This window comes from Pseudomonas helvetica, from assembly GCF_039908645.1.
GTDB lineage: Bacteria > Pseudomonadota > Gammaproteobacteria > Pseudomonadales > Pseudomonadaceae > Aquipseudomonas > Aquipseudomonas helvetica.
Genome location: NZ_CP150917.1, coordinates 537112 through 561782 on the forward strand (window position 1 = coordinate 537112; position 24671 = coordinate 561782).

Here is a 24671-nt window from a genome sequence, read left to right on the forward strand (position 1 = left end):
GTGAAGCTCCTTGATGAGTGGAGCCGCCACTGATCGCCGCGACGCGATGGGAGGTGGCAGCTGTACGCAGGTTCGCGGACCGGGGCATCAAGGAACCCGGCATACCCGAAGGTATCCCGCGCACAGCCGCCATAACGCAAAGCAGTAGACGATAAAAAAGCGCCAACTGAAAGGAAATGATGGCGCTATGCGCCTTGATTGATCCGGGCCGCGACGCCCGGTCGCTGAATTGGCAGCGACCACCAGAGACTAGTCACGCGGCTTCCCACCAGCAACCTGAAAAACATGTCGGATGCTTCCCTGAAACCTACAGGCTTTATAAACATCGTTCTTTTTGCCGTCGTCGCTTGCTGTGTCCTGTTGAATATGAACTTTGTGCGTCAAACAACCTCTGGGTCATTCCCGCCATCTTTACGCTATAATCCCGCCCTTTAGCTGTTTCTCGCCCTTTTGCGAGGACACATTATTTCCAGGCGCCTGTCGCCTGCATGCAGACTTAAGAGGCTAGACCCCTGTGGCATTGACGATTCTTGGCCTGTCCGGCGCCCTTAGCCATGATCCTTCCGCAGCCTTGTACATCGACGGCAAGCTGGTCGCGGCTGCTGAAGAAGAGCGCTTCGTACGCGATAAACATGCAAAGAACCGCATGCCTTACGAATCGGCGAAGTTCTGTCTGGAACAGGCTGGCATCAAACCTTCCGACGTTGACGTAGTGGCGATCCCGTTTGCCCCGATCAGCCTGTTTGGCAAGGCCCGCTGGCACTACGCCAAGCGTTACTGGTACGCCCCGGATCGCGCGCTTGACGCGATCCTGATGGGCAACCGTCGCTACAAGCGCTATCGCAACAAGATTGTCTGGTGCCTCGAGCAACTGGGCTTCGATCCGAAGAAAATCAAGATCCAGCCGGTCGAGCATCATCTGGCTCACGCCTCCAGCGCCTACCACTGCTCCGGTTTCAAAGAGAAAACCGCGATCCTCGGGATCGACGGCAAGGGCGAGTACGCCACGACCTTCTTCGGTTATGGCGAGAACGGCAAGATCCACAAGATCAAGGAATTCTTCGATCCGGATTCCCTCGGTGGCCTGTACGGCGCGATCACCGAGTTTCTCGGTTTTGAAATGCTCGACGGTGAGTTCAAGGTCATGGGCATGGCGCCATACGGCGACGCCAGCAAATATGATTTCTCCCGCCTGGCGTCATTCGAAAACGGTGAGCTGGTGATCAACACCGATTACGCCAACGTCATCGGCCTGCGTCGCTACAAAGAAAAGGGCAAGGGTTTCTACTTCTCGCCGAAGCTGATCGAGTGGCTGGGGCCGAAACGCGAAGGCGATATCGCTGACGAGCCGTACATCCATTACGCCGCGAGCATGCAAGCGCTGTTCGAGAAACTGGCGTTGCAGATGATCGACTACTACCTGGGCGACGTGCTCAAGGAAACCGGCAAGCTGGCGTTTGCTGGCGGCTGTGCGTTGAACGTCAAGCTGAACCAGAAAATCATCGCTCGCGACGACATCAAAGAGTTGTTCGTACAGCCTGCGTCCGGCGATGCCGGCACGGCGGTGGGTGCTGCGGCTTACGTGTCCCACGCCCGTGGCGTACCGGTCGAGAAGATGGAGCACGTTTACCTCGGCCCGTCGTACAGCAACGAAGACGTGATCGCGGCTTGTGCTCGTCACCCGAGCGCACCCAAGTGGCGCAAGCTCGATGACATGCCGGAGAAGATCGCCAAAATCATGGTCGACGGTAATCCGGTGGCCTGGTTCCAGGGGCGCATGGAGTTCGGTCCGCGTGCGTTGGGCGGTCGTTCGATCATCGGTTGCCCGAGCGCCACTGGCGTGGCTGACCGGATCAACCATCAGATCAAGTTCCGCGAGCGCTGGAGGCCTTTCTGCCCGTCGATGCTCGACACCGTGGCGCCGCAGATGATCAAGATCGATCATCCGGCACCGTTCATGACCTTCACCTTCGAAGTGGCTGAAGAGTGGAAAACCCGCGTGCCGGAAGTCGTCCATGAAGACGGTACGTCCCGTGCCCAGGTGCTCAAGCGCGAATACAATCCGCGTTACTACGACATGATGAAAGCGCTGGAAGTGCTGACCGGTAACGGCGTGTCGCTGAACACCTCGCTGAACCGCCGCGGCGAGCCGATGATCTGCTCGCCGACCGACGCCCTGAACATGTTCTTCGGCTCCGATCTACAGTATCTGATCATGGAAGACATTCTGGTGGTCAAAGACGGCGCGGACGCTTATGACACGCTCGGCTGAACGCCATGTGCTGCAGTTCTGTCACGGCTATGACGGGCCGTTCCTGGACTGCGCCCGACAGTACGCGAGCCTGTTTGCAGGGTCTGGTTATCGAGTGACCACGGTGTTTCTCACCGGGGTTGCCGATGCTGACGTTGCGGCGGGCTGTGCGTCTGATGAAGTGCTGTTCATGGAATACAGCTCCAAGGCCATTCGTGGCCTGAAGCTTTCGGCGATTGCCGATCTGCGCAAAATCGCCCAGTCGCGCAATTTCAGTTTTTGTATCGCCCACCGTTTCAAGCCGATCTACATCGCCTTGCTCGCAACGCCGCTGCCGGTAATCGGCGTGCACCACGCCTTTGGCGATTACCAGCGGCGGACGCGCAAGCTGTTCGCGCATATTTTTCGCAAGCGCCTAAGCCTGCTCGGGGTTTCCGATGCGGTCCGCGACGACATGCGCCGTTGTCTGCCGAAGTGGCCGGCGGCGCGGATTCAAACCCTCTACAACCGCATCGATGTCGACGCGTTGCAGGCCACTCAGGTGTCCTTCGATGAGGCGCGCGACGCCTTGGGGCTGTCGCCGGATGCGTGGGTGATCGGCAACGTCGGTCGCCTGCACCCGGACAAGGACCAGGCCACTTTGCTGCGCGGGTTTGCCCAGGCCTTGCCGCGTTTGCCGGTCGGCAGTCAATTGGCGATTCTTGGCTCCGGACGTCTGGAGCAACGGCTCAAGGATCTGGCTCGTGAAATCGGTATTGGTGACCGTGTGCTGTTTCTCGGTCAGGTGCCGGAGGCGCGTCGCTACTTCCGGGCTTTCGATGTGTTTGCCCTGAGTTCCGACCACGAGCCATTCGGCATGGTGCTGCTCGAAGCGATGGCCGCCGGTGTGCCATTGCTGGCCACCGCGTGCGGCGGGGCTGCGGAGGTGGTCGAAGGTGTCGGTATTTTGTTCCCGCAGGGGGATGTCGAGCACTTGGCGCTGGGCCTGCAACATCTGGCGGTGATGAATCAGCACGAGCACCAGGTCTGCGCCGAAATGATGCTTGATCGCCTGCGCGAGCGCTTCTCGGATCGTGCAGTGCACGAGACGTTCTGGCGTCTGCCGCACGTCCTTGAACTGACGGCGAGGGCCTGATGCTCAACCGATTTCAAGGCTGGCGCGAGCGTGGCTGGTCCGTTGTCGATGCGTCGACGTATCGCGATGCCTGGCAGCGTTTTGGCGGTAGCGTCGCAACGCATCCACTGGTGGTCGAACGCCTGGCACAGTTGGCCGATATCCCGGTGCGTTACCTGGCCTGGGAACAGGGTGGCGAACTGAAAGCCGCGATCCCGACCTGGGGCCGCGACCTGGCATTGTCCAAGGACGTGCTCAAGCGTAACGGCAAGAAAGGTTTGTTCGATCTCGGCAACGCTGAATTCATCCTGCCGGCTGCGGCCGACGCGCAAGCGCTGTTGCGGCACCGCGGGCGCTACTTGTCGGCGCTGAATGAAGGTCGCTTTGCCGGTCTCAAGCTGCAAGCCGAACAACTGGCCATGGCCCGCACACCTGAAGAGCTGTCGAAGAAGTTTCGCTACAACCAGCGCCGTGAACTGCGCTTGCTGGAAGAGGCCGGTGGCGTAATACGACCGGTCAGCGACTTTTCCAGTCAGGAACTGGCGGCGATTTATTGCGATCTGTTCCAGCGCCGCTGGGGATTTCCGGCAACCGGTGCGCCGCGCATGGGCGAGGTGCTCGAGCTGCTGCGCGAGCTGATGATCGGCTCGGTGATTTTCCTCAACGATGCGCCGATTGCGATTCAGTTGGTCTACCGTGTTGAAGCGCCAGAGTGGATCAGCGTCGAGTACATCAACGGTGGCGTCGACCCCGAGACTCGTGAGTTCAGCCCAGGCAGTGTATTGAGTTTTCTCAATACCCAAAGCGCCTGGGAGCACGCCCGGGCAATCGATAAGCCGCTGCGCTTTTCCTTCGGGCGGGCTGATCGTGAATACAAGGACCGCTGGTGCAACCCTGTGCCGGTGTTCACCGTATGAGCCAGACCATGAGCCTGCCACTCAATCGCAAGCAGCAACTGCTCAAGCGTCATCGACGTAACAAGCGCATCGGTCTGTTGATCGGTGTCTTGCTGTTGATTGCCGTTGGCCTGCTGGTCACCTGGTGGCTGCCGCTGGTACTCGCGGTCCTGGCCTGGGTTGCCCATGAGGCGTGGTTTGCCGACCATTTGTTTTACTCGCCCAAGGACGATTACCAGTACAGCTTCCCGCCCTACACGCAGCAGCCCAAGGTCCGGCTGGAGGGTGCGCGTCTGCTGCTCGATGACGGCGTCATCCTGACCGACGACACCACGCTGGTACTGGCACTGCGGGTAAAAAGCACCTGGCTGGGACGCTTTTTCGATCCTGCAGTCGAGTTGTCGGGTGGCGATAATCCAGACCGACAAGCCTTCGAGCGTGGTGTAGACGGCCTGCGTTACCTCAATCTCAGTGGTCAGGCGCATGTTCTGTCGCAGGGTGATTTGCGTGTGCGCGGGCGTTTCTGCCGATTGCTCGGCGAACCCGTGCTCTGGTCGTTCGAACAACCTGATTACCGCCGTCAGCGAGTGATGGTGATCGCGCCTCACGCCGACGATGCGGAGCTGGCCGCTTTCGGTTTGTACAGCCAGGCCGACGAGGCCTGGATTGTCACGTTGACCGCTGGCGAAATTGAAGCCGGGCACTATCGGCAGATGGGGCTGGACGCCGTCGAGGCGTCGCGCATCAAAGGCCGCTTGCGCGCCTGGGACAGCATTACGGTGCCGCGCTGGGCCGGCGTACCTGAATCGCAGTGTGTGCAATTGGGCTATTTCTGCCTGCAATTGCCAGCCATGCAGGCGGCGCCGGACCAAGCAGTGGGCTCGCGTGAAGCGAATCTGAACGACACGCGACTGTTTCGCCAACTTAATCCGTTCGCGTTGCCCGGTGACCGCGATGGTGCACCGACCTGGAATAACCTGCTGGCCGATCTGCGCGAACTGCTGCTCAAGGCGCGCCCTGAAGTGATCGTCCTGCCGCACTCCTCGCTGGATCCGCATCCCGATCACATCTGTGCACAGCATGCGGTGCTGGAAGCCTTGAAGGGGCTTGAGTGGCAGCCGACTACACTGCTCGGATACGCGAACCATCTGCACGATAATGATCGCTGGCCAATGGGTGATTCCGAGGCCGGGATTGCGTTACCGCCGGTGTTCGATCCGGCGCAGGTGCTACAACCCTATTGCCTGGTATTGTCGATCGAGCAACAGCGTGACAAGGCTATGGCGCTGGGGATGATGCATGACTTGCAGCCGCGTGCGCCGTTCAAGCGCCGGATGCGTCGCGGCTTGCAGCGTCTGCTGGCAGGGCGTTCAGGCTCGCCTTACGGCGAGAACGAGTTTTTTCGCAAGGCTGTGCGTCGGCATGAGCTGTTCTGGCGTTTGTAAATGGCTGTCGCATGGAGTCTTTCTGCCAGGGCGGAAGGGTGATTTCAGGTTTTTGTCGGGCTGTTCAATGCTGCAAGGAAGACAATGAAGGTTCTATTTCTGGTGCAGAAAGAACAGCGGGCCATTCTGGACCGTTTGTACGAAGGTGTGGCCGCTCATTGCGAATGCGACCTGCGCTGGTTGAGCAGTGATGAACAGCGCAACCTGCGTGGCTATTTTCGGCGTGAAGTGGACGTGTCGCGCTATGACCGTATCGTGTTCTTCCTGCGGTTCAAGCAGGAAATCCGCCAGGTCGGGTTCATTCGCACGATTCCCAATCTGGTGATTCTCGAACACGATGCCTACCAGAACTACATTCCCTGCAAGTACACCGGCAAGTTCAGTGCGCATTACCGCCGCCTGCCGTGGGCGCGGGTGATCAGTTCCGGTTTCATGGTCGCCAAGCGTTTACGCGATGAAGGCTTTGACGCGGTGTTCGTGCCCAAGGGCTATGACCAGACCCTGTTGCAGGATCAGGGGCGTGAGCGCGATATCGAACTGGCCTTCGTCGGCAGTACCAATAGCGTGGCGTACAGCGGTCGCAAAGCGCTGCTCGATGAGTTGGCGGGTGTCGAACCCTTGGTAGTGACTCGTACCCATTCCGGTGACGAATATCGCGACACGCTCAACCGTATCCGCTTCTTCGTCAGTGCCGACGTTGGCATGGGCGAATTCATGATCAAGAACTTTGAAGCGATGGCCTGTGGCTGCGTGTTGTTGGCCTTCGATCAGGGGGGTGCGGAAACTCGGGCTCTGGGGCTGCAGGATATGCACAACGTGGTGCTCTATCGGGATATCCCGCAACTGCAGGAAAAACTCGCCAGGCTGCGTGCCGATCCTGAGTTGGCTTCGATCATTGCCCGAAACGGACGCGATCTGGCGGTCAGTCAGTTCAGCTTCGCACGTATTGGTCAGCGTATTGTCGAAGAGCTCCAGCCGGCTTTGAGGCCTCGCGCCGCATTGAGTCTGATCGAACAGTTACGCCTGAAGCTGGGCATTTGACAGGGTTTTCAAATCATTGGAAGTGCTCGAAATCATAATAAAACGTGCCATCAGCCGATGTGAAAAAGGGCTTTCAGCTCGATGAGTATCCTTAATGTCATGTGGTCCGGTGGGGCTGCCTACGCCTCTGTCCACAAGGTTCATCTGCAGATACTTGCTCAGGTAGAACCCGCAACACCGATCAATACCTGGCTGTTGCAGGGTAGTGCGCGCGGCTGTGTCGCCGAAATCGGTGAAACGCGGGAGTGGCATCTGTCCTCCAATCAACTCAAGGGCAGGCGTTTCTGGAAGCTGCTGACGCTATGGATGCAGGCGCGTTTTTATTACGCCCTGAATCAAAGTGACGTGCGCGTGCTGTTGCTCGACGGCTTAGGCACGGCTCGTGCCCTGTTACCGGTCCTCAAGAAGCTGCCGCAGTTGCGCGCGGTGGTGCTTTTTCATGGCGCGACCCGGATCAGCGCAGCCGATCGCAAGTTGCTTTCACGATTTCCCGCTTCACAGCTGACCCTTGCGGCGGTTTCGCAAACCCTGGCCAACGCACTTGAGGCCGATTTACAGATCCCCGTCGTCACGTTGCGCAGTGCGCTCGATCCACTGGCTTTTCGTTCCCGGTTGCTTTCTCGTGAGCAGGCGCGTGCTCGGCTGCAATTGCCCGTCGACAACACACCTGTCGTGGGGGCTGTAGGGCGCCTGGTTGGCAAAAAAGGCTTTGCATGCCTGATCGAAGCCTTTGCCAAGGCGCTGACACAACACCCGCAGTTGCGCCTGGTGATTATCGGGGAAGGTCAGGCAAGGGCTGCGCTGGAGGTGCGAGTCAACCAGCTTGGGTTGCGCGACAAGGTGCTGTTACCCGGAAACCTTGAGGATGCAGCGACGCTTTTTCGGGCTTTCGACTGGATCGCGATCCCGTCACTTGAGGAAGGTCTTGGCTTGATCCTGCAAGAGGCGGTAATGGCCGGTGTCCCGGTGCTGTCCAGCGATTTGGCAGTGTTTCGCGAGCAATTGGCAGGGGCGGGCCGTTACGCCACGCCAGAGGATGTGACCGCCTGGAGCGAGGCGTTAATACAGGCGCTTGGTGTCGCTTCTGAATCGGTCGCTGCGGCTCAATTCACTGTACTTTCACCGGACGACGCCTGGCTGGAATTCAGCCAGGTTGCCCGCAAGCTGTTGTCATGCGCAAAGTAGGATTTGCTCCAGCGTCTGCATCGGAAAGCTCTCGTTCAGCTTCTCTCGATCAATATACCGTGCGAAGTGTTGCAGGTTGCGCTTGACCAGGTGCTGCGGCAGCGGCCCCCGCAAGAAGCGCATGTCGGCGACGTCGATCAGGCCGAACTGGTTGCCTGGAGTCACGACGATGTTGCCCAGGTGCAGCGAGCGGAAGTAGACCCCGGCTGCATGGAGTTCGCGGATGAATGCGGTCAGCGCCGGCAGGGTCTGTTGCCAGTCGAAGCCGTTTTTGTCTGCCAGCTGGCGCAGGGTTTCTCCTGGCAGGGGACGGTAAAGCACGGCCGTCATGCCAGGGGTATCCAGCTGATGGAGTGTGAGTGTCTGAAGGGTAGGAATGCCGAGCTTTTCGAGTCGGGCGGCATTGTCGATGAAGCGCTTTGAATAGGGGCGAAACAATGCCGACGAGAGAAGCCGCTTGCGGCGAAACAGTTTGAGGATGTTCCCGTCCGGCAGAAGAAATACTTTCGGGCCGAAGCTGTCGGCTTCTAGTACTCTGGCGCCTTTAATCATCTGATTTAAAGCGGCTTGTGGAAGCCGGAAGCATTGCATGTAGAGAGCCTTGTAGAAATTGCGGGCGTATTGGCGATCAATGATGCCGAAAAGTTGCTGTTTTCACCATGCCGGCTTGGCGATCGGACGATTTAACGAGGAAAGGTCAATGCAGGAAACGCGTTGGGCGCAGGTATGGATGACGACCGGATTGTTCTGGTTTTTGACTGCCATTGCTTTTGCGCCGACCAATAAGCTTTATCAGCAAGGGTTGACCGTGTTCCTCTGGTTGCCGGCAATGTTTTTTGCCTGGTCGGCACGTGCTCGGTTATTTGAGCTTTGGCAAACACAGCGGGTGTTTTGTCTTGGGCTGCTCGGGCTGGTGCTGTGGTCGTTGATCAGCGTGTCGTGGACTCATGATGATGACCTGACACGGGGCGCCAAACGCATATTGTACATCGTGGTGTTCCTGTTGTTTTTTCCGGTATTTGCCAATGCCCGTCCGGAGCGTGTCGTGCGGGTCATGCAATGGGGCGGCCAGGCCCTGGCATTGAGTGCACTGTTGGCGGCCATCAAGTTTTATCTGATCGACGGCAACACCTGGACCGCGCGCGTTGAAGGGTTGGGGGAGTTGGGTCACCCGATTCTGGGCGGTTACGTACTGGGCGTGGCGGCGGTCTGGATGATCCATTGGGTGCCCCGGACCCGTTGGCTGCAAGGTGTCTGGTTGGTTGCACTGGGTTTGCTCGCAGGCTTTGTCGTGCTGTCCCAGAGTCGTGGCGCCGCTCTGGCGCTGTTGCTGACGCTGGTGGCAATGCCCATTTGGTGCCGCAACCGACGTAGCTGCACCATCGCTATTGGCGCACTGGTGCTGGCGATGCTGGCGTTCTGGCTTTTCGAACCGCTGGTGCTGGCTCGCGGTACCTCGTACCGACCTCAAATATTCATGGCCAGTCTGAACATGATCGCTGCACATCCCTTGCGTGGCCTGGGGTTGGAGTCTGGCTACACGGTGCTTGCCGAAGGCGTCGAATTTGATCACGCGCACAACCTGTTCACCCATATTGCAATCGAATTGGGGCTGCCAGGGCTCTTGCTGTGGTGTGTGGTCTGGTTTGCGGTATTGCGTGAAGCATGGCGAGCCCGTGAAACGCTGTATGGTCAGGGTGTCATCGGGATCTGGCTGTTCTCGTTCCTGGCCATGCAATTCGATGCGGCCAGCATCAGTGGATCGCCACGAGCCGAATGGTTCATCAGCTGGCTACCGGTTGGCCTCGCCACCGTTTTGGTATGGACACAGGCCAAATACAAAGCCTGTGATAAAATTTCGCGTTCAACCTAATCAGTGAGCTCTACGATGAGTGCAGCACCGCCCAATGCGGAACAGGAATCAAGCCTGAAAATCTATTTGCGACTGTTGGGGTATGTAAAACCCTACGTTGGCATTTTCCTGTTGAGTATCGTGGGTTTTGTGATATTTGCCTCCACGCAGCCGATGCTGGCCGGGATTCTCAAATATTTCGTCGATGGCTTGAGCAATCCTGAAGCAGTGCTCTTTCCCCACACTCCGTATCTGCGGGAGTTGAAGTTGCTGGTTGCCGTGCCGCTGTTGATCATCTTGATCGCGGCCTGGCAAGGGCTTGGTTCGTTCCTGAGTAACTACTACCTGGCCAGGGTTTCCCTGGGTCTGGTTCATGACTTGCGGGTGGAGTTGTTCAACAAGCTGCTGGTGTTGCCTAACCGTTATTTCGATACCCACAACTCCGGGCATCTGATTTCCCGTATCACCTTCAACGTGACCATGGTGACCGGTGCTGCAACAGACGCCATTAAAGTGGTGATTCGCGAAGGTCTGACCGTAGTTTTTCTGTTCGGCTACCTGTTGTGGATGAACTGGAAGCTCACCTTGGTGATGCTGGCAATTCTGCCGCTGATTTCTTTCATGGTCGGCAATACCAGCAAGAAATTTCGCAAGCAGAGCAAGAAGATTCAGGTGGCGATGGGCGACGTGACTCACGTCGCGTCCGAAACCATTCAGGGCTATCGCGTGGTGCGCAGCTTCGGTGGTGAAAGCTACGAGCAACAGCGCTTCGCCAAAGCCAGTCAGAGCAACACCGACAAGCAATTGCGCATGACCAGAACCAGTGCGATCTATACCCCTGCACTGCAACTGGTGATTTATAGCGCCATGGCCGCATTGATGTTCCTGGTGCTGTTTCTGCGTGGTGATGCGACGGCCGGTGATCTGGTGGCCTACATTACGGCTGCGGGTCTGTTGCCCAAGCCGATTCGTCAGCTGTCCGAAGTCAGCTCGACTATTCAGAAAGGCGTGGCGGGTGCTGAAAGCATTTTCGAACAGCTCGATGTCGAGCCGGAGCTCGATGCTGGCACCATCGAGCGCGAGCGTATCAGCGGTCGTCTGGATGTACACAACCTGAGTTTCACTTACCCGGGCACTGATCGCGAGGTGTTGAAAAACATCAGCTTCACTGCGACACCGGGGCAGATGATCGCACTGGTTGGACGCTCGGGAAGCGGCAAGTCGACGCTGGCCAGCCTGATCCCGCGTTTCTACCATCATGAAACGGGGCAAATACTGCTCGATGAAGTAGAGATCGAAGACTATCGCCTGCGTAACCTGCGCAAGCATGTCTCTCAGGTCACACAACACGTCACCCTGTTCAACGATACCGTGGCCAACAACATCGCCTACGGTGATCTGGCCGGGGCTCCGCGTGCAGACATCGAGAAGGCTGCACAAGATGCCTATGCGATGGACTTCATCTCCCAGTTGCCAAACGGCCTGGACACTGAGGTCGGCGAGAACGGGGTATTGCTGTCCGGTGGTCAACGTCAGCGTCTGGCCATTGCTCGCGCCTTGTTGAAAAACGCACCGTTGCTGATTCTCGATGAGGCGACTTCGGCACTGGACACCGAGTCCGAGCGGCATATTCAGGCAGCGCTGGATAAGGTCATGAAGGGTCGTACCACGCTGGTGATCGCGCACCGTCTGTCGACTATCGAAAAGGCCGATCTGATCCTGGTGATGGACCACGGTGAAATTGTCGAGCGCGGTACTCACGCCCAACTGCTGGCACAAGGCGGGTACTACTCGCGTCTGCATGCCATGGGACTGGACGAACCCTCTCCGGCGGACATAGCCTGAGCTCGACGCCAGGGTGAGCATCGCTCACCCTGTCAGCCTCCCGGGCGCGCAACGCGCCCGACGATTTGTATCCAGCCCTTTACATACTTGACCAAGCCTAAATAATTCTGCGTGCCGTGCTTGTTATGGTTCCTGCTTCGATTTTGAATGCAAACGGGAAGGACAACCTTCTCGTGCGGGGACTGGAATGTTGCAACGTCACCTCTGGAAACTACTCCCCAAAACACAGCGTACCTTTTTGCTGGGCCGTTTGTCGGTCGTTGACCGGCAAGCCGTGAACAAGTCGATGTCAGGCAATACTGTTTTTCCTGCGCACTTTCAGCAGCGTTCATGCCTGTTCATCCATGTTCCGAAATGTGCCGGCAGCAGCGTGTGCTCGGCGTTGTTCAATGGTTGGGCGCCTGGACACCTGCCGCTGTACTGGTACGAACAGCAGTTTCCCGAACACTACGCACGCAGTTTCAAGTTTGCGTTTGTCCGCGATCCATTGGAGCGGGTTTATTCCGCCTATGCCTATTTGCGCGGCAAGCAGTTGCCGCAACGGGATGAATCGGCGCGGCTGTTGGTCAACAGTTACCGGGATTTTGATGATTTCGTCGGGCATTGGTTGCACCCGGATAACCTCCGTAAACAGCTTCATTTCGCACCGCAAACCGACTTTTTGAATGACTCCATGGGGCGCATGGCGATGGATTTCGTCGGCTATCAGGAACACCTGGAACGCGACTTTCAACTGCTCTGCCAGCATCTCGGCATGACGTCATCGTTGCCTCATCTGAATATCTCGCAAGAGCGTCGCGCTGAGCCCGTACGCGATTTTTGCTCGGTGCGCACACGGCGCCTGGTACGGCGTGCCTATCAGCGTGATTACGAGGTGCTTGGTTATGAATGAGTCGCCGCTGATTGCTGCACATTCGTCGAACATTCGCCCCTTTGCATTGTCGTTGTCGCCCTCGGCCCGAGCAGCGCTCAAGCATCAGCAACCGTGTTGCCTGTGGCTGACGGGGCTGTCTGGCGCTGGCAAGTCGACCTTGGCCAATGCACTCGAGTTGCAGCTCAATGAGCAGGGGCGCCACACCTTTGTGCTGGATGGCGACAACCTGCGCAACGGTTTGTGCAATGACCTAGGTATGGGCGCTGCAGCGCGCAAGGAAAATATCCGGCGTATTGCCGAAGTGGCGCGGTTGATGGTCGACGCGGGGTTGATTGTGATTGTCTCGGCGATTTCGCCGTTTCAGGCTGATCGAGCATCGGCCAGAGCGTTGTTCCGCACGGACGAGTTTCTTGAGGTATATGTCAGCACGCCGTTCGACATCTGCGCCCGGCGCGATCCCAAGGGTTTGTATCAAGCTGCACTGCAGGGGCGAATCAAGGACTTCACCGGTCTCGACAGCCCTTATGAAGCACCGCGGCAGGCGGACTGCGAAATCAACACCGACGAGGTTGTACTGGCCGACGCCGTGCAGCACGTCCTGGCTGTTTTGCTTAAAAAATGAACAATGTAGCGGCGTAATGCACACCTGTTGAAGCTGTCGAACTAGGCAGCGTTCACCCTGTGCTAATATCGCGCCCCTGTTCATTTTGTATGTGGGTTGCACCATGAAGTTGTCCATGCCGCGATTCGATCAAGCCCCTGTCTTGGTGGTCGGCGATGTCATGCTCGACCGTTACTGGCATGGTGGTACCTCACGGATTTCTCCTGAGGCGCCGGTGCCGGTGGTCAAGGTCGAGCAAATCGAAGACCGCCCGGGCGGTGCTGCCAACGTTGCCTTGAACATTGCCGCGCTCGGCGCGCCGGCGTCCCTGGTCGGTGTGACCGGTGATGACGAGGCCGCCGACAGCCTGACCAATAGCCTAAAAGGCGCCGGTGTACGGGCGTTGTTCCAGCGCATCGCGCATCAGCCGACCATCGTCAAACTGCGGGTCATGAGTCGTCACCAGCAATTGCTGCGTATCGACTTCGAAGAACCGTTTGCCACCGACGCGCTGGCGCTCGGGGCTGAAGTCGACGGCCTGCTCGAAGGCATCAAGGTGCTGGTGTTGTCCGACTACGGCAAAGGTGCGCTGAAGAACCACCAGGTGTTGATCCAGGCCGCACGTGCCCGTGGCATTCCGGTGCTGGCGGATCCCAAAGGCAAGGATTTCTCGATTTACCGCGGTGCCAGCCTGATCACCCCGAACCTCAGCGAGTTTGAAACCATTGTTGGCGGTTGTGCCGATGAGCACGATCTGGTCAGCAAGGGTGCGAAGCTGATGCATGACCTGGATCTGGGCGCCTTGCTGGTCACGCGTGGCGAGCACGGCATGACCTTGCTGCGTCCTGATCATCCGGCGCTGCACTTGCCCGCACGGGCCCGTGAAGTGTTCGACGTAACCGGTGCCGGTGATACGGTGATTTCTACCCTGGCGGCGGCGATCGCTGCTGGCGAAGAACTGCCCCACGCGGTGGCCCTGGCCAACCTGGCTGCTGGCATTGTGGTCGGCAAGCTGGGTACGGCAGCGATCAGTGCTCCGGAGTTGCGTCGCGCGATTCAGCGTGAAGAAGGTTCCGAACGGGGTGTCCTGGGCCTGGAGCAATTGCTGCTGGCCGTCGACGATGCGCGTGCACACAAAGAGAAGATCGTCTTTACCAATGGCTGCTTCGACATCCTCCATGCGGGCCATGTGACCTACCTGGAGCAGGCGCGGGCGCAGGGCGATCGTTTGATCGTTGCGGTCAACGACGATGCGTCGGTGAGCCGCTTGAAAGGTCCTGGGCGGCCGATCAACAGTGTTGACCGACGCATGGCGGTATTGGCAGGTCTGGGCGCGGTGGACTGGGTGATCAGCTTCTCTGAAGGCACTCCGGAAAACCTCCTGGCACAGGTCAAGCCGGACGTGCTGGTCAAGGGCGGCGATTACGGGATCGACCAAGTGGTCGGCGCCGACATCGTCAGCGCTTATGGCGGAACAGTGAAAGTGCTGGGGCTGGTGGAAAACAGCTCGACGACCGCAATTGTCGAAAAAATCCGCAAGACCTGAAACTGTGGCGAGGGAGCTTGCTCCCGCTCGCCTGCGCAGCAGGCGTAAAACCAGCAAACGCGGTGTATCTGTAGAAACTCAATGGCGGGTTTTAGGGCCGCTTCGCGGCCCAGCGGGAGCAAGCTCCCTCGCCACAGCTATGTGGTCTCGTCCTATCTTGCCACCTTGCGTGGCACGATTTTCTTCAGCAGTAGTTTGGCCTTGCCGGTCAATCGGCTGAAACCCGATACCTTGCCCGGTTGGCTCAAGCCTTGCTGCCTGAGCCAGTCCTTCCAGCGAATCCGCTCGTCACGCACCAGCCAGCCTTCCTGTTGGGCAAAACTTTCTGCCAGATACAGTCCGCGTGTGCTTGCCGGGTAGAGCTGATCTTTTTTCAGGGTATAGAGCTCGGGCAGCGGCTGGCCATCCTCAAGCGGCATCAGGTACAGGTCGGGGCGCTTGCGATCCAGTCGCGCGACAAGTTGATCGCCTTCAAGGCGTTCATCGACATGAAACAGGCTCAGGGACTTGGTCTCCTTGGGCACGTCCAGGCGTAAATCGTAGATCAACTGCAACGACGCCGTGGGCAGATGCACGTAGGCTCGTGGGCGTTCGATCAACTGCATGTTGGCGCAGCGCACCGGACGTGCAGCGCCAGACAGCGGCGTCAGGCGGAACGGCAGCGCCTCGCGGTAATGCAACGCGCTGGCGTAGGGCGCTGGCAGCCAGGTGTCATTGAAGCGCCCGCCAAGCCAGCCTTCGGGGGTTTCCAGCAGGCATTCCTCGGCGATCTCCTGAATCGCCGTGTGTAACGGCAGGTTCAGCTCGTGAGCCGGCACATAACCCGAGATCAGTTTGAGCACCACGTCGCCACGGTCCTGACGGCGCTGGCGGACCAGCACCCAGTAATCGCGATTCTGCCAGTGCAGAGTCAGCCGTACCGAGACGCCGAGGTTGGCCAGCTCCAGCGAAAAGTGCTCTGGATTGGCCACCGTGACCGGGCGCCGACGTTGCAGGGTCTGGGAGAAATTCAGCGGCCTGCCGACACTCTGATAACTCAGGCCTTCGGGAGTCGCTTCGACGTATAACGGCAGGGTCTTGAAGTTGCTGGGATTCTTTCTTATGAGCGTTCGCGGCATGTCGGCTCCTTCTTGCGTCGGGGTCGGCCGCTGTGGCGGCTGTTCAACGACTACGTAGGACTTGAGCAACAGTCGCCACATTGTGGGCGAGGTGCAGCGGATTAATGGTCCCGACAATAGCACTGGCGACACCGGGTTGCGCAAACAACAGCTCGAAGCTGGCGCGTACGGGATCTACGCCGGGGCTGAGGCAGGCGTGACCGCTGGCCAGAGCCTTCTTCACCAGAATGGCTTTGCCGTGGGCAGCAGCGTAGTCGATGACCGGCCGCTCGGCCTGCTCGTTGAGATTGTAGGTGATCATGGCGCAATCACCTTGTTCCAGAGCCTTCAACCCACCATCGACAGTTTTGCCGGAAAACCCGAACCCGCGAATCTTGCCCTCGCGCTTGAGCTCGGCGAGGGTCTGGTAGACCTCACAGTCGTTGAGAATCGCCAGGTCGTTACCATCCGAATGCACCAGCACCAGGTCGATGAAGTCGGTTTCCAGGCGTTTCAGGCTGCGCTCGATGGAAAAGCGCGTGTGGGCAGCACTGAAGTCGTGGTGCGACAGGCCGTCGGCGAATTCTTCACCGACCTTGCTGACGATCACCCACTCCTGACGCTGACCGCGCAGCAGCGGGCCGAGGCGTTCTTCGCTGCGGCCATAGGCGGGGGCGGTGTCGATCAGGTTGATGCCCAGCTCGCGGGTCAGCTTGAGCAGCCTGCGCGCTTCGTCATCGTCCGGGATCTGGAAGCCGTTGGGGTATTTCACCCCTTGGTCGCGACCAAGTTTCACCGTGCCCAGGCCCAATGGCGAAACCAGCAGGCCAGTACTGCCCAGCGGGCGACGCAGATCGTGCAGGGTGGCTTGGCTCATGGCAGCAATTGCTCCCAGGCAGGCACGCCCATCGGCGGTTTTGGCAGGGTTGGCAACGGCGCCGGATGGCTTGGCTGGATGCCGTCGCGTTGCAGCGACGCCATTACCCGGTCAGCGAAGTCCGGTGCCAGCGCCAGTTTGGTCGGCCAGCCCACCAGCAGGCGATCCTGCTCGGCGAGGAAGGCGTTGTCGGGTCGGCTCAGGCCCGATTGCAGTGGCTCGGCGCGCTCGACCCGCAAGGTCGCCCATTGCGCCTGGCTGAGGTCGACCCACGGCAACAGGTTGCCGAGTTCTTTCTGCGCGGCGGCTATTTGCGCGGCGGGTTCGCGAGCCACGCCTTCGGCTTCGGCGATATCACCGCCAAGGTACCAGATCCATTGACCATCGGCGGCCGGGTGGGTGGTGACGGTGATGCGCGGCTTCGACCCGCCGCCCAGGCAGTGGGCGTAGAGCGGTTTCAGGCTTGGGCCTTTGACGATGACCATGTGCAGCGGTCGACGTTGCATGGCTGGCTGGCTCAGGCCGAGCGCCGTGAGCAAGTCAGCGTTGCCAGCGCCAGCGCTGAGAACGATGCGCTGTGCACGGATCTCACGCTCGTCAACGCGCAGGCCGACCAGTTCGCCGTTTTCCAGCAGTGGCTCGATCTTCTGCCCGGCCAGCAGGCCGTCACCGGCAAGCTCAGCCAGACGTCCGATCAGGCTTGGCACATCGACCACCAGTTCCGCCAGGCGATAGACCTTGCCCTTGAAGCGCTTGTCTTGCAGGGCCGGCGGCAGCTGCTCGCCTTTGACCTGATCAACCCGACCGCGCACCGCTTTGCTGGCGAAGAAACTGGTGAGGTTGCCGGCGAGGGTGCCGGGGGACCACAAATAGTGGGCTTCGGACAGCAGACGCACGCCGGACAGGTCCAGCTCGCCGTCGCCGGCCAAGGCTGCACGCCAACGGCGCGGCATGTCGGAAATCGCTTCGGAGGCGCCGGTCAACGCACCATGCAGCGCGTATTTGGCGCCGCCGTGGATAATCCCCTGGGACTTCACGCTCTGTCCGCCGCCGAGACTGGCACTTTCCACCAGCACGGTCGAGAAACCCTGACGACGCAGGCGTGCGTTCAGCCAGAGGCCGGCGACACCAGCGCCGACAATCAGTACGTCGGTGGAAATAACGGATGGCATGCAGCGACCTCAGAGTTCAGGACTAGAGGCGCAGTATACAGACTCGACGAATAGAGGTTTTGCTGGCGATCAATAGGTGGTTGGTCAGGCCACGCACAAACCTGTGGCGAGGGAGCTTGCTCCCGCTCGGGTGCGCAGCAGCCGCAAATGAACCAATGCGGTCTATCCCCAAGCCTCGATATCAGGTTTTGGGGCCGCTTCGCGACCCAGCGGGAGCAAGCTCCCTCGCCACAATGGACTGGTATCTGGCTTTAGTGTCCGGCAGTTTTCGAGAACAGCTGGATGACCACCACGCCCAGGACGATCAGCGCCATACCGAGCATGGCCGGGATGTCGAGTTTCTGGTCGTAGAGAAACAGCGCCGCGATGCTGACCATCACGATGCCCATGCCGGCCCATACCGCGTAGGTGACACCAACCGGAATGGTGCGCACCACCAGGGTCAGCATCCAGAACGCGATGCCGTAACCGACAATGATCAACAGCAAAGGGAGTGGTGTGCTCAGGCCCTTGACCGCTTTCATCGATACGGTGGCGATCACTTCGGCGCAGATGGCGATAGCCAGGAGGTAGTAAGCGTTCATGGTGTGATCCTCGTATTTTGGCCTGCTTGATGAGGTCGGCATTCTAGAGGCTTTCGAGATGGGGTAAAGTCATTACCTATCTGATTTGAAGATGGGTTGAGCCATGAGTGTGTTATGGAATCTGGAGCAGATGCGTTTGTTCGTCAGCGTGGCCGAGCAGCGTTCGTTTTCGGCGGTCGCGCGGGACCAACGCAAGGCGCAGTCGGCGGTCAGCAGTGCAATAGCACTGCTTGAAGCAGACCTTGGCCTGAACCTGTTTGATCGCAGTAGCGGCCGCCAGCCGCGCTTGACCGAGGCCGGCAGCGCGTTGCTCGAAGAAGCGCGAGAAGTGCTGCGCCAGTGTGAGCGTCTCAATGGGCGGGCGCTGGCGTTGATGCGCGGTCAGGAAGCGCGGCTGCGTCTGGCGCAGGATGAGGCCATGCCTTATCAGCCGGTGCTCGACAGCCTCGAAGCATTGGCCGAGCAATTTCCCAGTCTGGAAGTGCAACTGGCCAGCGCCGCTCAGGGCGATGTGGCGCGCAAACTGGTGGAGCGCCGGGCCGATCTGGGCTTGCTGTTTTATCACGAGCAGATTCCCGAAGCCCTGGAACGTCGAGTGCTGGGCAGCGTCGAGATGGTCACGGTGTGCGGAGTCGGGCATCCGCTGGCCGTAGAAGGGCAGGTCAATTGCCAGCAGATGGCGCAACACCGGCAACTGTTGATGGCCACGCATTCCAGCGTCTACCCCGGCAGTGAACAAGCCAGCCCGCAAGTCTGGCGCGCCGACAGTTTCTACGTGCTCGCCGAGTGGCTGATGCGTGGCCTGGGGTGGGGCTGGCTGCCGCGGCATGTGGTGCAGTACCCGGCGTATCAAGGGCAGATGGTCGAACTGGTCAGCGAATGGACCCCGCCAGCGTTGGTGGTGGAGTTGGTCTGGCGGCGTGATGAACCGCTGGGACCGGCGGCGCGTTGGTTGGCGGAACGTTTTGCCGTGCACTTGCAGGCGATCGGCTAAAAAAGCCGATAAACTCCGCCGCCATGAATAGAACTCTCTACACCGCGCTGTTTTACCTGGGGCTGCCACTGGTAGCGATTCGGCTGTGGCTGCGCTCGCGCAAGGCACCGGCGTACGCCAAGCGTATCGGCGAGCGCTTCTCCATCGGCTTGCCGGTGATGAAACCTGGCGGCATCTGGGTACATGCGGTGTCGGTTGGCGAAAGCATTGCCGCTGCCCCGATGATTCGCGGGTTGCTCGAACGTTATCCACAGCTGCCGATCACCGTGACCTGTATGACCCCGACCGGGTCCGAGCGGATTCACGCAATGTTCGCTAACGAACCACGCATCCAGCACTGCTACCTGCCTTACGATCTGCCGTGTGCGGCGGCGCGGTTTCTCGACCGGGTTCAGCCGAAACTGGCGGTGATCATGGAAACCGAGTTGTGGCCCAACCACATTCATCAGTGCGCCAAACGCGGGATTCCGGTGGCGCTGGCCAATGCCCGGCTTTCGGAACGCTCGGCCAAAGGCTATGGCCGTTTCGGCAAGCTGACGCAGCCGATGCTGGCCGAAATGAGTCTGTTCGCGGTGCAGACCGAAGCCGAGGCTGAGCGTTTTCGGCAGCTGGGCGCGCGCGCCGAAACGGTCGAAGTGACCGGTTCGATCAAGTTCGATTTGCGCATCGATCCCCAGTTGCTGCAACGGGCCGCCGAGTTGCGTCAGCAATGGCAAGCGGTCGAGCGTCCGGTATGGATCGCCGCGAGTACCCATGAAGGTGAGGACGAAGTGGTGCTGGCGGCGCATCGACAATTGCTTGCCAGCCATCCGGATGCGCTGCTTATTCTGGTGCCGCGTCACCCCGAACGTTTCAATCCGGTGTTCGAGCTCTGTCAGCAGCAAGGCTTCAACACGATCCGTCGTTCGACCGGTGAAGCGGTCAGCGCCAGCACCTCAGTGCTGCTCGGCGACACCATGGGCGAGTTGCTGTTTCTCTACGCCTTGGCCGACAGTGCGTTCGTCGGCGGTAGCCTGGTGCCGAATGGCGGGCATAACCTGCTGGAGCCGGCGGCGCTGGCCAAGCCGGTGCTGAGCGGGCCGCACCTGTTCAACTTCCTTGAGATCGCTGCATTGATGCGCAGTGCCCAGGCGTTGCAGGAAGTGGATGACGCCCACGGGCTGGCGCTGGCGGTGCAGCGACTGTTTGAATTGCCACGCGATGCGCAGCGGATGGCAGAGGCGGGGCTGAACGTGATGCGCGCCAATCAGGGCGCCTTGCAGCGATTGCTGGATGGGTTGGGGCGGTTGATCAACTGATTCTGAACCTGACACCTTTGGTGAGGGAGCGTGCTCCCTCACCAAAGGGTTGGTTTTTTACTGGCCGGGATTGGCCTTCAGCTGTTCCGCTGCAGCTTTGGCCAGGTCCGGGGGCAGGAAGTCCTTGTCCGGGTTGTAGTCGGCCTTGAGATAACGCTTCAGGTCCTGCAAGTCGCCTGGGCTCAGGGTGCCGGCCGCCTGCTTCAGGCGCAGGTTGTCGAGAATGTAGTCGTAGCGGCTGTTGTTGTAGTTGCGCACCGAGGTGTACAGCTGGCGCTGGGCGTCGAGTACGTCGACGATATTGCGCGTGCCTACCTGATAACCGATCTCCGTGGCTTCCACCGCGCTCTGGTTCGAGATGATCGACTGGCGACGTGCCTGCACCTGCTCGACATCACTGTTCACCGCACGGTGCAGGTTGCGGGTGTTTTCCACCACTTGCCGACGCAGTGCTTCGCGTTGCTGTTCGTTTTGGTCCAGGCGCGAGTACGACTCGCGAACCTGCGAGCTGGTCAGCCCGCCACTGTAAATCGGAATGTTCAATTGCAGGCCGACCGTGCTTTGCGAGACGGTGCCGCCGTACGGTTGACCAAAGGCGCTCGGGTTGCTGAAGCCCAGCGCATCGTTGTCACCGGTCTTGTACTGCGCCACGGCGTCGAGGGTCGGTGCGTGGCCGGCCTTGCGCTGCTTGAGCGTTTCTTCTGCGGCGCTGACTGCGTAGTTGCTGGCCAGCAGATTGAGGTTCTGTTTGGCGGCAGTGTCGACCCAGGCCTTGGCGTCGTTCGGCGCTGGCGGCAGGACCGGCAAGGTGTGGACGATGCCCTGAATCGAGTTGTACTGACGGTTGGTCAGGGTGATCAGTGCTTCGAACGCATCATCCACCTGGCGCTGGGCGAGAATCCGGTTGGCGCGCGCGGTGTCGTAACTGGCTTGCGATTGCAGCACGTCGGTCTTGTCCGAGAGGCCGACATCGAAACGCTCATTGGACTGATCGAGCTGGCGCTTGAACGCGGCTTCCTCGGCCTTGGTCGAGGCAAGGTTGTCCTGACTGCGCAGCACGTTGAAGTAGGTTTCGGCGCTTTGCAGGATCAGGTTCTGCTCGGTCGCCGAAAGTTGCAACGCCGCTTGCTCGTTGACATCCTTGGCTGCCTGGAGCTGGAACCAGCGATCGGCGCGGAACAACGGCTGGGCCAGCGTTGCTTGATAGAAGTGGGCACTGCGATTGGCAATAGCCGATGGTTGGTCGATTTTCGTCCGGACATCGGCGACCTCGGCGCTTCCCGAGAGGTTCGGCAGCAGACCGGCGCGGGCCTGGGGCACGACTTCCTTTTGCGCGCCATATTGGGCGCGGGCGGCGGCCAGGTCGGCGTTGTTGTCGACAGCTTCCTGGTAGACGCTGACCAAATCGGTATTGCTCGATAATGGCGCTTCTGCTGCCCAGGCCATTCCGTTGGACGCACAAGACACGGCAAGAGCCAGTGAGAGTTTGCGCAGCATGAGGCGATCCCTAGAGTGAATATTACAGTGGTAATTTGAGCGCCAAGGCTACGGCGCACGCCCGGCAGCGTCAAGGCGCAGCATGGCGCTGCGAGTGTAGATGCGCCAACCTGCGGCAACAATCCTGTAATTACGCCATTCATCACGCTGTATGCACCGGTGTTGGCGTTCTTTGCCAGTTGTGTCTAGACTGGCCGGGTTCTTGTCGGGGTGCCTTGCTATGAGGCTGAGATCGAATAATTTCGGATCCCGTTGAACCTGATCAGGTTTAAGCCTGCGTAGGGAACAAGATTTCTCGTCACCCGGCGAGTCCTCTTGTGCTTCGTCCGGGATGTTGTTCGACAATCGAACAACCCTCGTGCACTCAGCACAGCACTCATCCAGCTGGAGTCTTCACTGGTGGGCTGCGTCCATTCGTTACAGGTTCGCTCCGACAAAATTCCACTGCCTGGATGAAGTCTGGAGAGCCCGTGATGACTACAAAATCAAAAAATGCGATCAATCTGAGTGACTCGGCCAAAGTCGATCAGCAATCGGTTCAGCCCTTTACCCGCTCGCAAAAAATTTATGTTCAGGGCTCTCGCCCGGACATCCTCGTGCCGATGCGCGAAATCAGCCTCGACGTGACCCCCACCGATTTCGGCGGCGAGATCAACGCGCCGGTCGTGGTCTACGACACCTCGGGTCCGTACACCGACCCCAACGTCATCATCGATGTGCGCAAAGGCTTGGGTGACGTGCGTTCGCCGTGGATCGAAGCCCGTGGTGATACCGAGCGCCTGGCCGGCCTGAGCTCGAACTTCGGCCAGGAACGCCTCGCCGATCCAGAGCTGACCAAGCTGCGTTTCGCTCACGTCAACAACCCGCGCCGCGCCAAGCCGGGTGCCAACGTCAGCCAGATGCACTACGCCCGCAAAGGCATCATCACCGCCGAGATGGAATACGTCGCCATCCGCGAAAACATGAAGCTCGAAGTGGCCCGCGCCGCAGGTCTGCTGGATCAGCAGCACGCCGGTCACAGCTTCGGTGCCAGCGTGCCGAAAATCATCACCCCGGAATTCGTCCGTGAAGAAATCGCCCGCGGTCGCGCGATCATCCCGGCGAACATCAACCACACCGAACTGGAACCGATGATCATCGGCCGTAACTTCCTGGTGAAGATCAACGGCAACATCGGCAACAGCGCGCTGGGCTCGTCCATCGAAGAAGAAGTGGCGAAACTGACCTGGGGCATTCGCTGGGGCTCGGACACGGTCATGGACCTGTCCACCGGCAAGCACATTCACGAAACCCGTGAGTGGATCATCCGCAACTCGCCAGTGCCGATCGGTACCGTGCCGATCTATCAGGCCCTGGAAAAAGTCGGTGGCGCTGCCGAAGACCTGACCTGGGAGCTGTTCCGCGACACGCTGATCGAGCAGGCCGAGCAGGGCGTCGACTACTTCACCATCCACGCTGGCGTGTTGCTGCGCTACGTGCCGATGACCGCCAAGCGCGTGACCGGGATCGTTTCCCGTGGCGGTTCGATCATGGCGAAGTGGTGCCTGGCGCACCACAAAGAGAACTTCCTCTACACTCATTTCGAAGACATCTGCGAAATCATGAAGGCCTACGACGTCAGCTTCTCGCTGGGCGATGGCCTGCGTCCTGGCTCGATTGCCGACGCCAACGACGAAGCGCAATTCGGTGAGCTGGAAACCCTCGGCGAGCTGACCAAGATCGCCTGGAAGCACGACGTGCAAACCATGATCGAAGGCCCGGGCCACGTGCCGATGCAGTTGATCAAGGAGAACATGGACAAGCAGCTCGAGTGCTGCGACGAGGCGCCGTTCTACACCCTCGGCCCATTGACCACCGACATCGCACCGGGTTACGACCACATCACCTCGGGCATCGGCGCGGCAATGATCGGCTGGTTCGGTTGCGCCATGCTCTGCTACGTCACGCCGAAGGAGCACTTGGGCCTGCCGAACAAGGATGACGTGAAGACCGGGATCATCACCTACAAGATCGCCGCCCACGCGGCAGACTTGGCCAAAGGACATCCGGGCGCACAGATCCGCGACAACGCCTTGAGCAAGGCGCGTTTCGAATTCCGCTGGGAAGATCAGTTCAACCTGGGCCTGGACCCGGACACCGCGCGTTCGTACCACGATGAAACCCTGCCGAAAGACTCGGCCAAGGTCGCGCATTTCTGCTCGATGTGCGGGCCGAAATTCTGCTCGATGAAAATCACCCAGGAAGTCCGCGAGTATGCGGCCAACCAGCGGATCGAAACCGTCGATGCCGAAGTCGCCCAAGGTCTGGCCGAACAGGCAGAGCGCTTCAAGCAGGAAGGCAGCCAGCTGTACAAGAAGGTTTGATTTTTGCCGGCGCCTCCAGAGGCGCCGGCAACTCTGTGGCGAGGGGGCTTGCCCCCGTTCGGCCGCGAAGCGGTCGTAAATCCGGCGACGAGTTCTAACTGACAGGGCTCAGTCGTTTGCTTTGGGACTGCTTCGCAGT

At 59.6% G+C, this 24671-nt stretch carries 20 protein-coding genes and 1 riboswitch; of the genes, 14 read left to right on the top strand and 6 right to left on the bottom strand.

Going from position 1 to position 24671, the window contains the following annotated elements:
• Positions 1-514 precede the first annotated feature (514 nt).
• The 6 genes from AABM55_RS02340 to AABM55_RS02365 all read left to right on the top strand — a co-directional run bounded on the left by AABM55_RS02340 (position 515) and on the right by AABM55_RS02365 (position 7932).
• Entirely contained in the window at positions 515-2272 is a 1758-nt protein-coding gene (locus AABM55_RS02340) for a carbamoyltransferase (protein WP_054595310.1), read from the top strand.
• Complete coding sequence (locus tag AABM55_RS02345; RefSeq protein WP_347928718.1) at positions 2256-3386, top strand: glycosyltransferase; 1131 nt, start codon at positions 2256-2258, stop codon at positions 3384-3386. The genes AABM55_RS02340 and AABM55_RS02345 overlap by 17 nt, the downstream gene beginning before the upstream one ends.
• Complete coding sequence (locus tag AABM55_RS02350) at positions 3386-4282, top strand: antimicrobial resistance protein Mig-14 (RefSeq protein WP_216744726.1); 897 nt, start codon at positions 3386-3388, stop codon at positions 4280-4282. The genes AABM55_RS02345 and AABM55_RS02350 overlap by 1 nt, the downstream gene beginning before the upstream one ends.
• Entirely contained in the window at positions 4279-5706 is a 1428-nt protein-coding gene (locus tag AABM55_RS02355; protein WP_347928719.1) for a PIG-L family deacetylase, read from the top strand. The genes AABM55_RS02350 and AABM55_RS02355 overlap by 4 nt, the downstream gene beginning before the upstream one ends.
• A gap of 84 nt (positions 5707-5790) precedes the next feature.
• Complete coding sequence (locus AABM55_RS02360) at positions 5791-6747, top strand: glycosyltransferase (protein WP_347928720.1); 957 nt, start codon at positions 5791-5793, stop codon at positions 6745-6747.
• An 81-nt stretch (positions 6748-6828) separates the two neighbouring features.
• Entirely contained in the window at positions 6829-7932 is a 1104-nt protein-coding gene (locus AABM55_RS02365) for a glycosyltransferase (protein ID WP_347928721.1), read from the top strand.
• Here AABM55_RS02365 and AABM55_RS02370 read toward each other — a convergent pair.
• Positions 7918-8523 carry a toluene tolerance protein gene (locus AABM55_RS02370; RefSeq protein WP_054595315.1) on the bottom strand — a complete coding sequence of 202 codons (606 nt, stop codon included), beginning with the start codon at positions 8521-8523 and terminating at the stop codon, positions 7918-7920. The two genes, AABM55_RS02365 and AABM55_RS02370, sit on opposite strands and share 15 nt — an antisense overlap.
• A 109-nt stretch (positions 8524-8632) precedes the next feature.
• Between AABM55_RS02370 and AABM55_RS02375 the strand changes: the two genes are divergently transcribed.
• The 5 genes from AABM55_RS02375 to hldE all read left to right on the top strand — a co-directional run bounded on the left by AABM55_RS02375 (position 8633) and on the right by hldE (position 14650).
• Positions 8633-9805 carry an O-antigen ligase family protein gene (locus AABM55_RS02375; protein WP_347928722.1) on the top strand — a complete coding sequence of 391 codons (1173 nt, stop codon included), beginning with the start codon at positions 8633-8635 and terminating at the stop codon, positions 9803-9805.
• Between the two features lie 15 nt (positions 9806-9820).
• Positions 9821-11629: a lipid A export permease/ATP-binding protein MsbA gene (msbA, locus tag AABM55_RS02380; RefSeq protein ID WP_347928723.1), complete on the top strand. Its 1809-nt coding sequence runs from the start codon at positions 9821-9823 to the stop codon at positions 11627-11629.
• A 187-nt stretch (positions 11630-11816) separates the two neighbouring features.
• The gene (locus AABM55_RS02385) at positions 11817-12521 is read left to right on the top strand and encodes a sulfotransferase family 2 domain-containing protein (RefSeq protein WP_054595318.1); all 705 of its coding nucleotides are present in this window, start codon (positions 11817-11819) and stop codon (positions 12519-12521) included.
• Positions 12514-13125 (top strand): adenylyl-sulfate kinase, encoded by a 612-nt coding sequence (cysC, locus tag AABM55_RS02390; protein WP_054595319.1) that lies wholly within the window; start codon positions 12514-12516, stop codon positions 13123-13125. The genes AABM55_RS02385 and cysC overlap by 8 nt, the downstream gene beginning before the upstream one ends.
• Before the next feature lie 103 nt (positions 13126-13228).
• Positions 13229-14650 (top strand): bifunctional D-glycero-beta-D-manno-heptose-7-phosphate kinase/D-glycero-beta-D-manno-heptose 1-phosphate adenylyltransferase HldE, encoded by a 1422-nt coding sequence (gene hldE, locus AABM55_RS02395; protein WP_054595320.1) that lies wholly within the window; start codon positions 13229-13231, stop codon positions 14648-14650.
• Between the two features lie 152 nt (positions 14651-14802).
• On the opposite strand, the gene AABM55_RS02400 is transcribed toward hldE, so the two are convergent.
• From AABM55_RS02400 to AABM55_RS02415, 4 genes are all read right to left on the bottom strand, one after another.
• Entirely contained in the window at positions 14803-15768 is a 966-nt protein-coding gene (locus AABM55_RS02400) for a hypothetical protein (protein ID WP_054595321.1), read from the bottom strand.
• A 43-nt stretch (positions 15769-15811) separates the two neighbouring features.
• Positions 15812-16624 carry an aldo/keto reductase gene (locus tag AABM55_RS02405; RefSeq protein ID WP_347928724.1) on the bottom strand — a complete coding sequence of 271 codons (813 nt, stop codon included), beginning with the start codon at positions 16622-16624 and terminating at the stop codon, positions 15812-15814.
• Complete coding sequence (locus AABM55_RS02410; protein WP_347928725.1) at positions 16621-17796, bottom strand: FAD-dependent oxidoreductase; 1176 nt, start codon at positions 17794-17796, stop codon at positions 16621-16623. Before AABM55_RS02410 ends, AABM55_RS02405 begins: the two co-directional genes overlap by 4 nt.
• Before the next feature lie 251 nt (positions 17797-18047).
• Entirely contained in the window at positions 18048-18380 is a 333-nt protein-coding gene (locus tag AABM55_RS02415) for a multidrug efflux SMR transporter (protein ID WP_019691475.1), read from the bottom strand.
• A gap of 103 nt (positions 18381-18483) precedes the next feature.
• Here AABM55_RS02415 and AABM55_RS02420 point away from each other — a divergent pair, with 103 nt between their 5' ends.
• Complete coding sequence (locus AABM55_RS02420; protein WP_054595324.1) at positions 18484-19374, top strand: LysR family transcriptional regulator; 891 nt, start codon at positions 18484-18486, stop codon at positions 19372-19374.
• A 23-nt stretch (positions 19375-19397) separates the two neighbouring features.
• Positions 19398-20672: a lipid IV(A) 3-deoxy-D-manno-octulosonic acid transferase gene (gene waaA, locus AABM55_RS02425; protein WP_347928726.1), complete on the top strand. Its 1275-nt coding sequence runs from the start codon at positions 19398-19400 to the stop codon at positions 20670-20672.
• 57 nt (positions 20673-20729) lie between these two features.
• On the opposite strand, the gene AABM55_RS02430 is transcribed toward waaA, so the two are convergent.
• Positions 20730-22169, bottom strand: a complete 1440-nt coding sequence (locus tag AABM55_RS02430; RefSeq protein WP_103316327.1) for a TolC family outer membrane protein — start codon at positions 22167-22169, stop codon at positions 20730-20732.
• Between the two features lie 196 nt (positions 22170-22365).
• A riboswitch (TPP riboswitch) is annotated at positions 22366-22471 on the top strand.
• A 171-nt stretch (positions 22472-22642) separates the two neighbouring features.
• Between AABM55_RS02430 and thiC the strand changes: the two genes are divergently transcribed.
• Positions 22643-24532 carry a phosphomethylpyrimidine synthase ThiC gene (gene thiC, locus AABM55_RS02435; protein ID WP_054595327.1) on the top strand — a complete coding sequence of 630 codons (1890 nt, stop codon included), beginning with the start codon at positions 22643-22645 and terminating at the stop codon, positions 24530-24532.
• Positions 24533-24671: the final 139 nt, after the last annotated feature.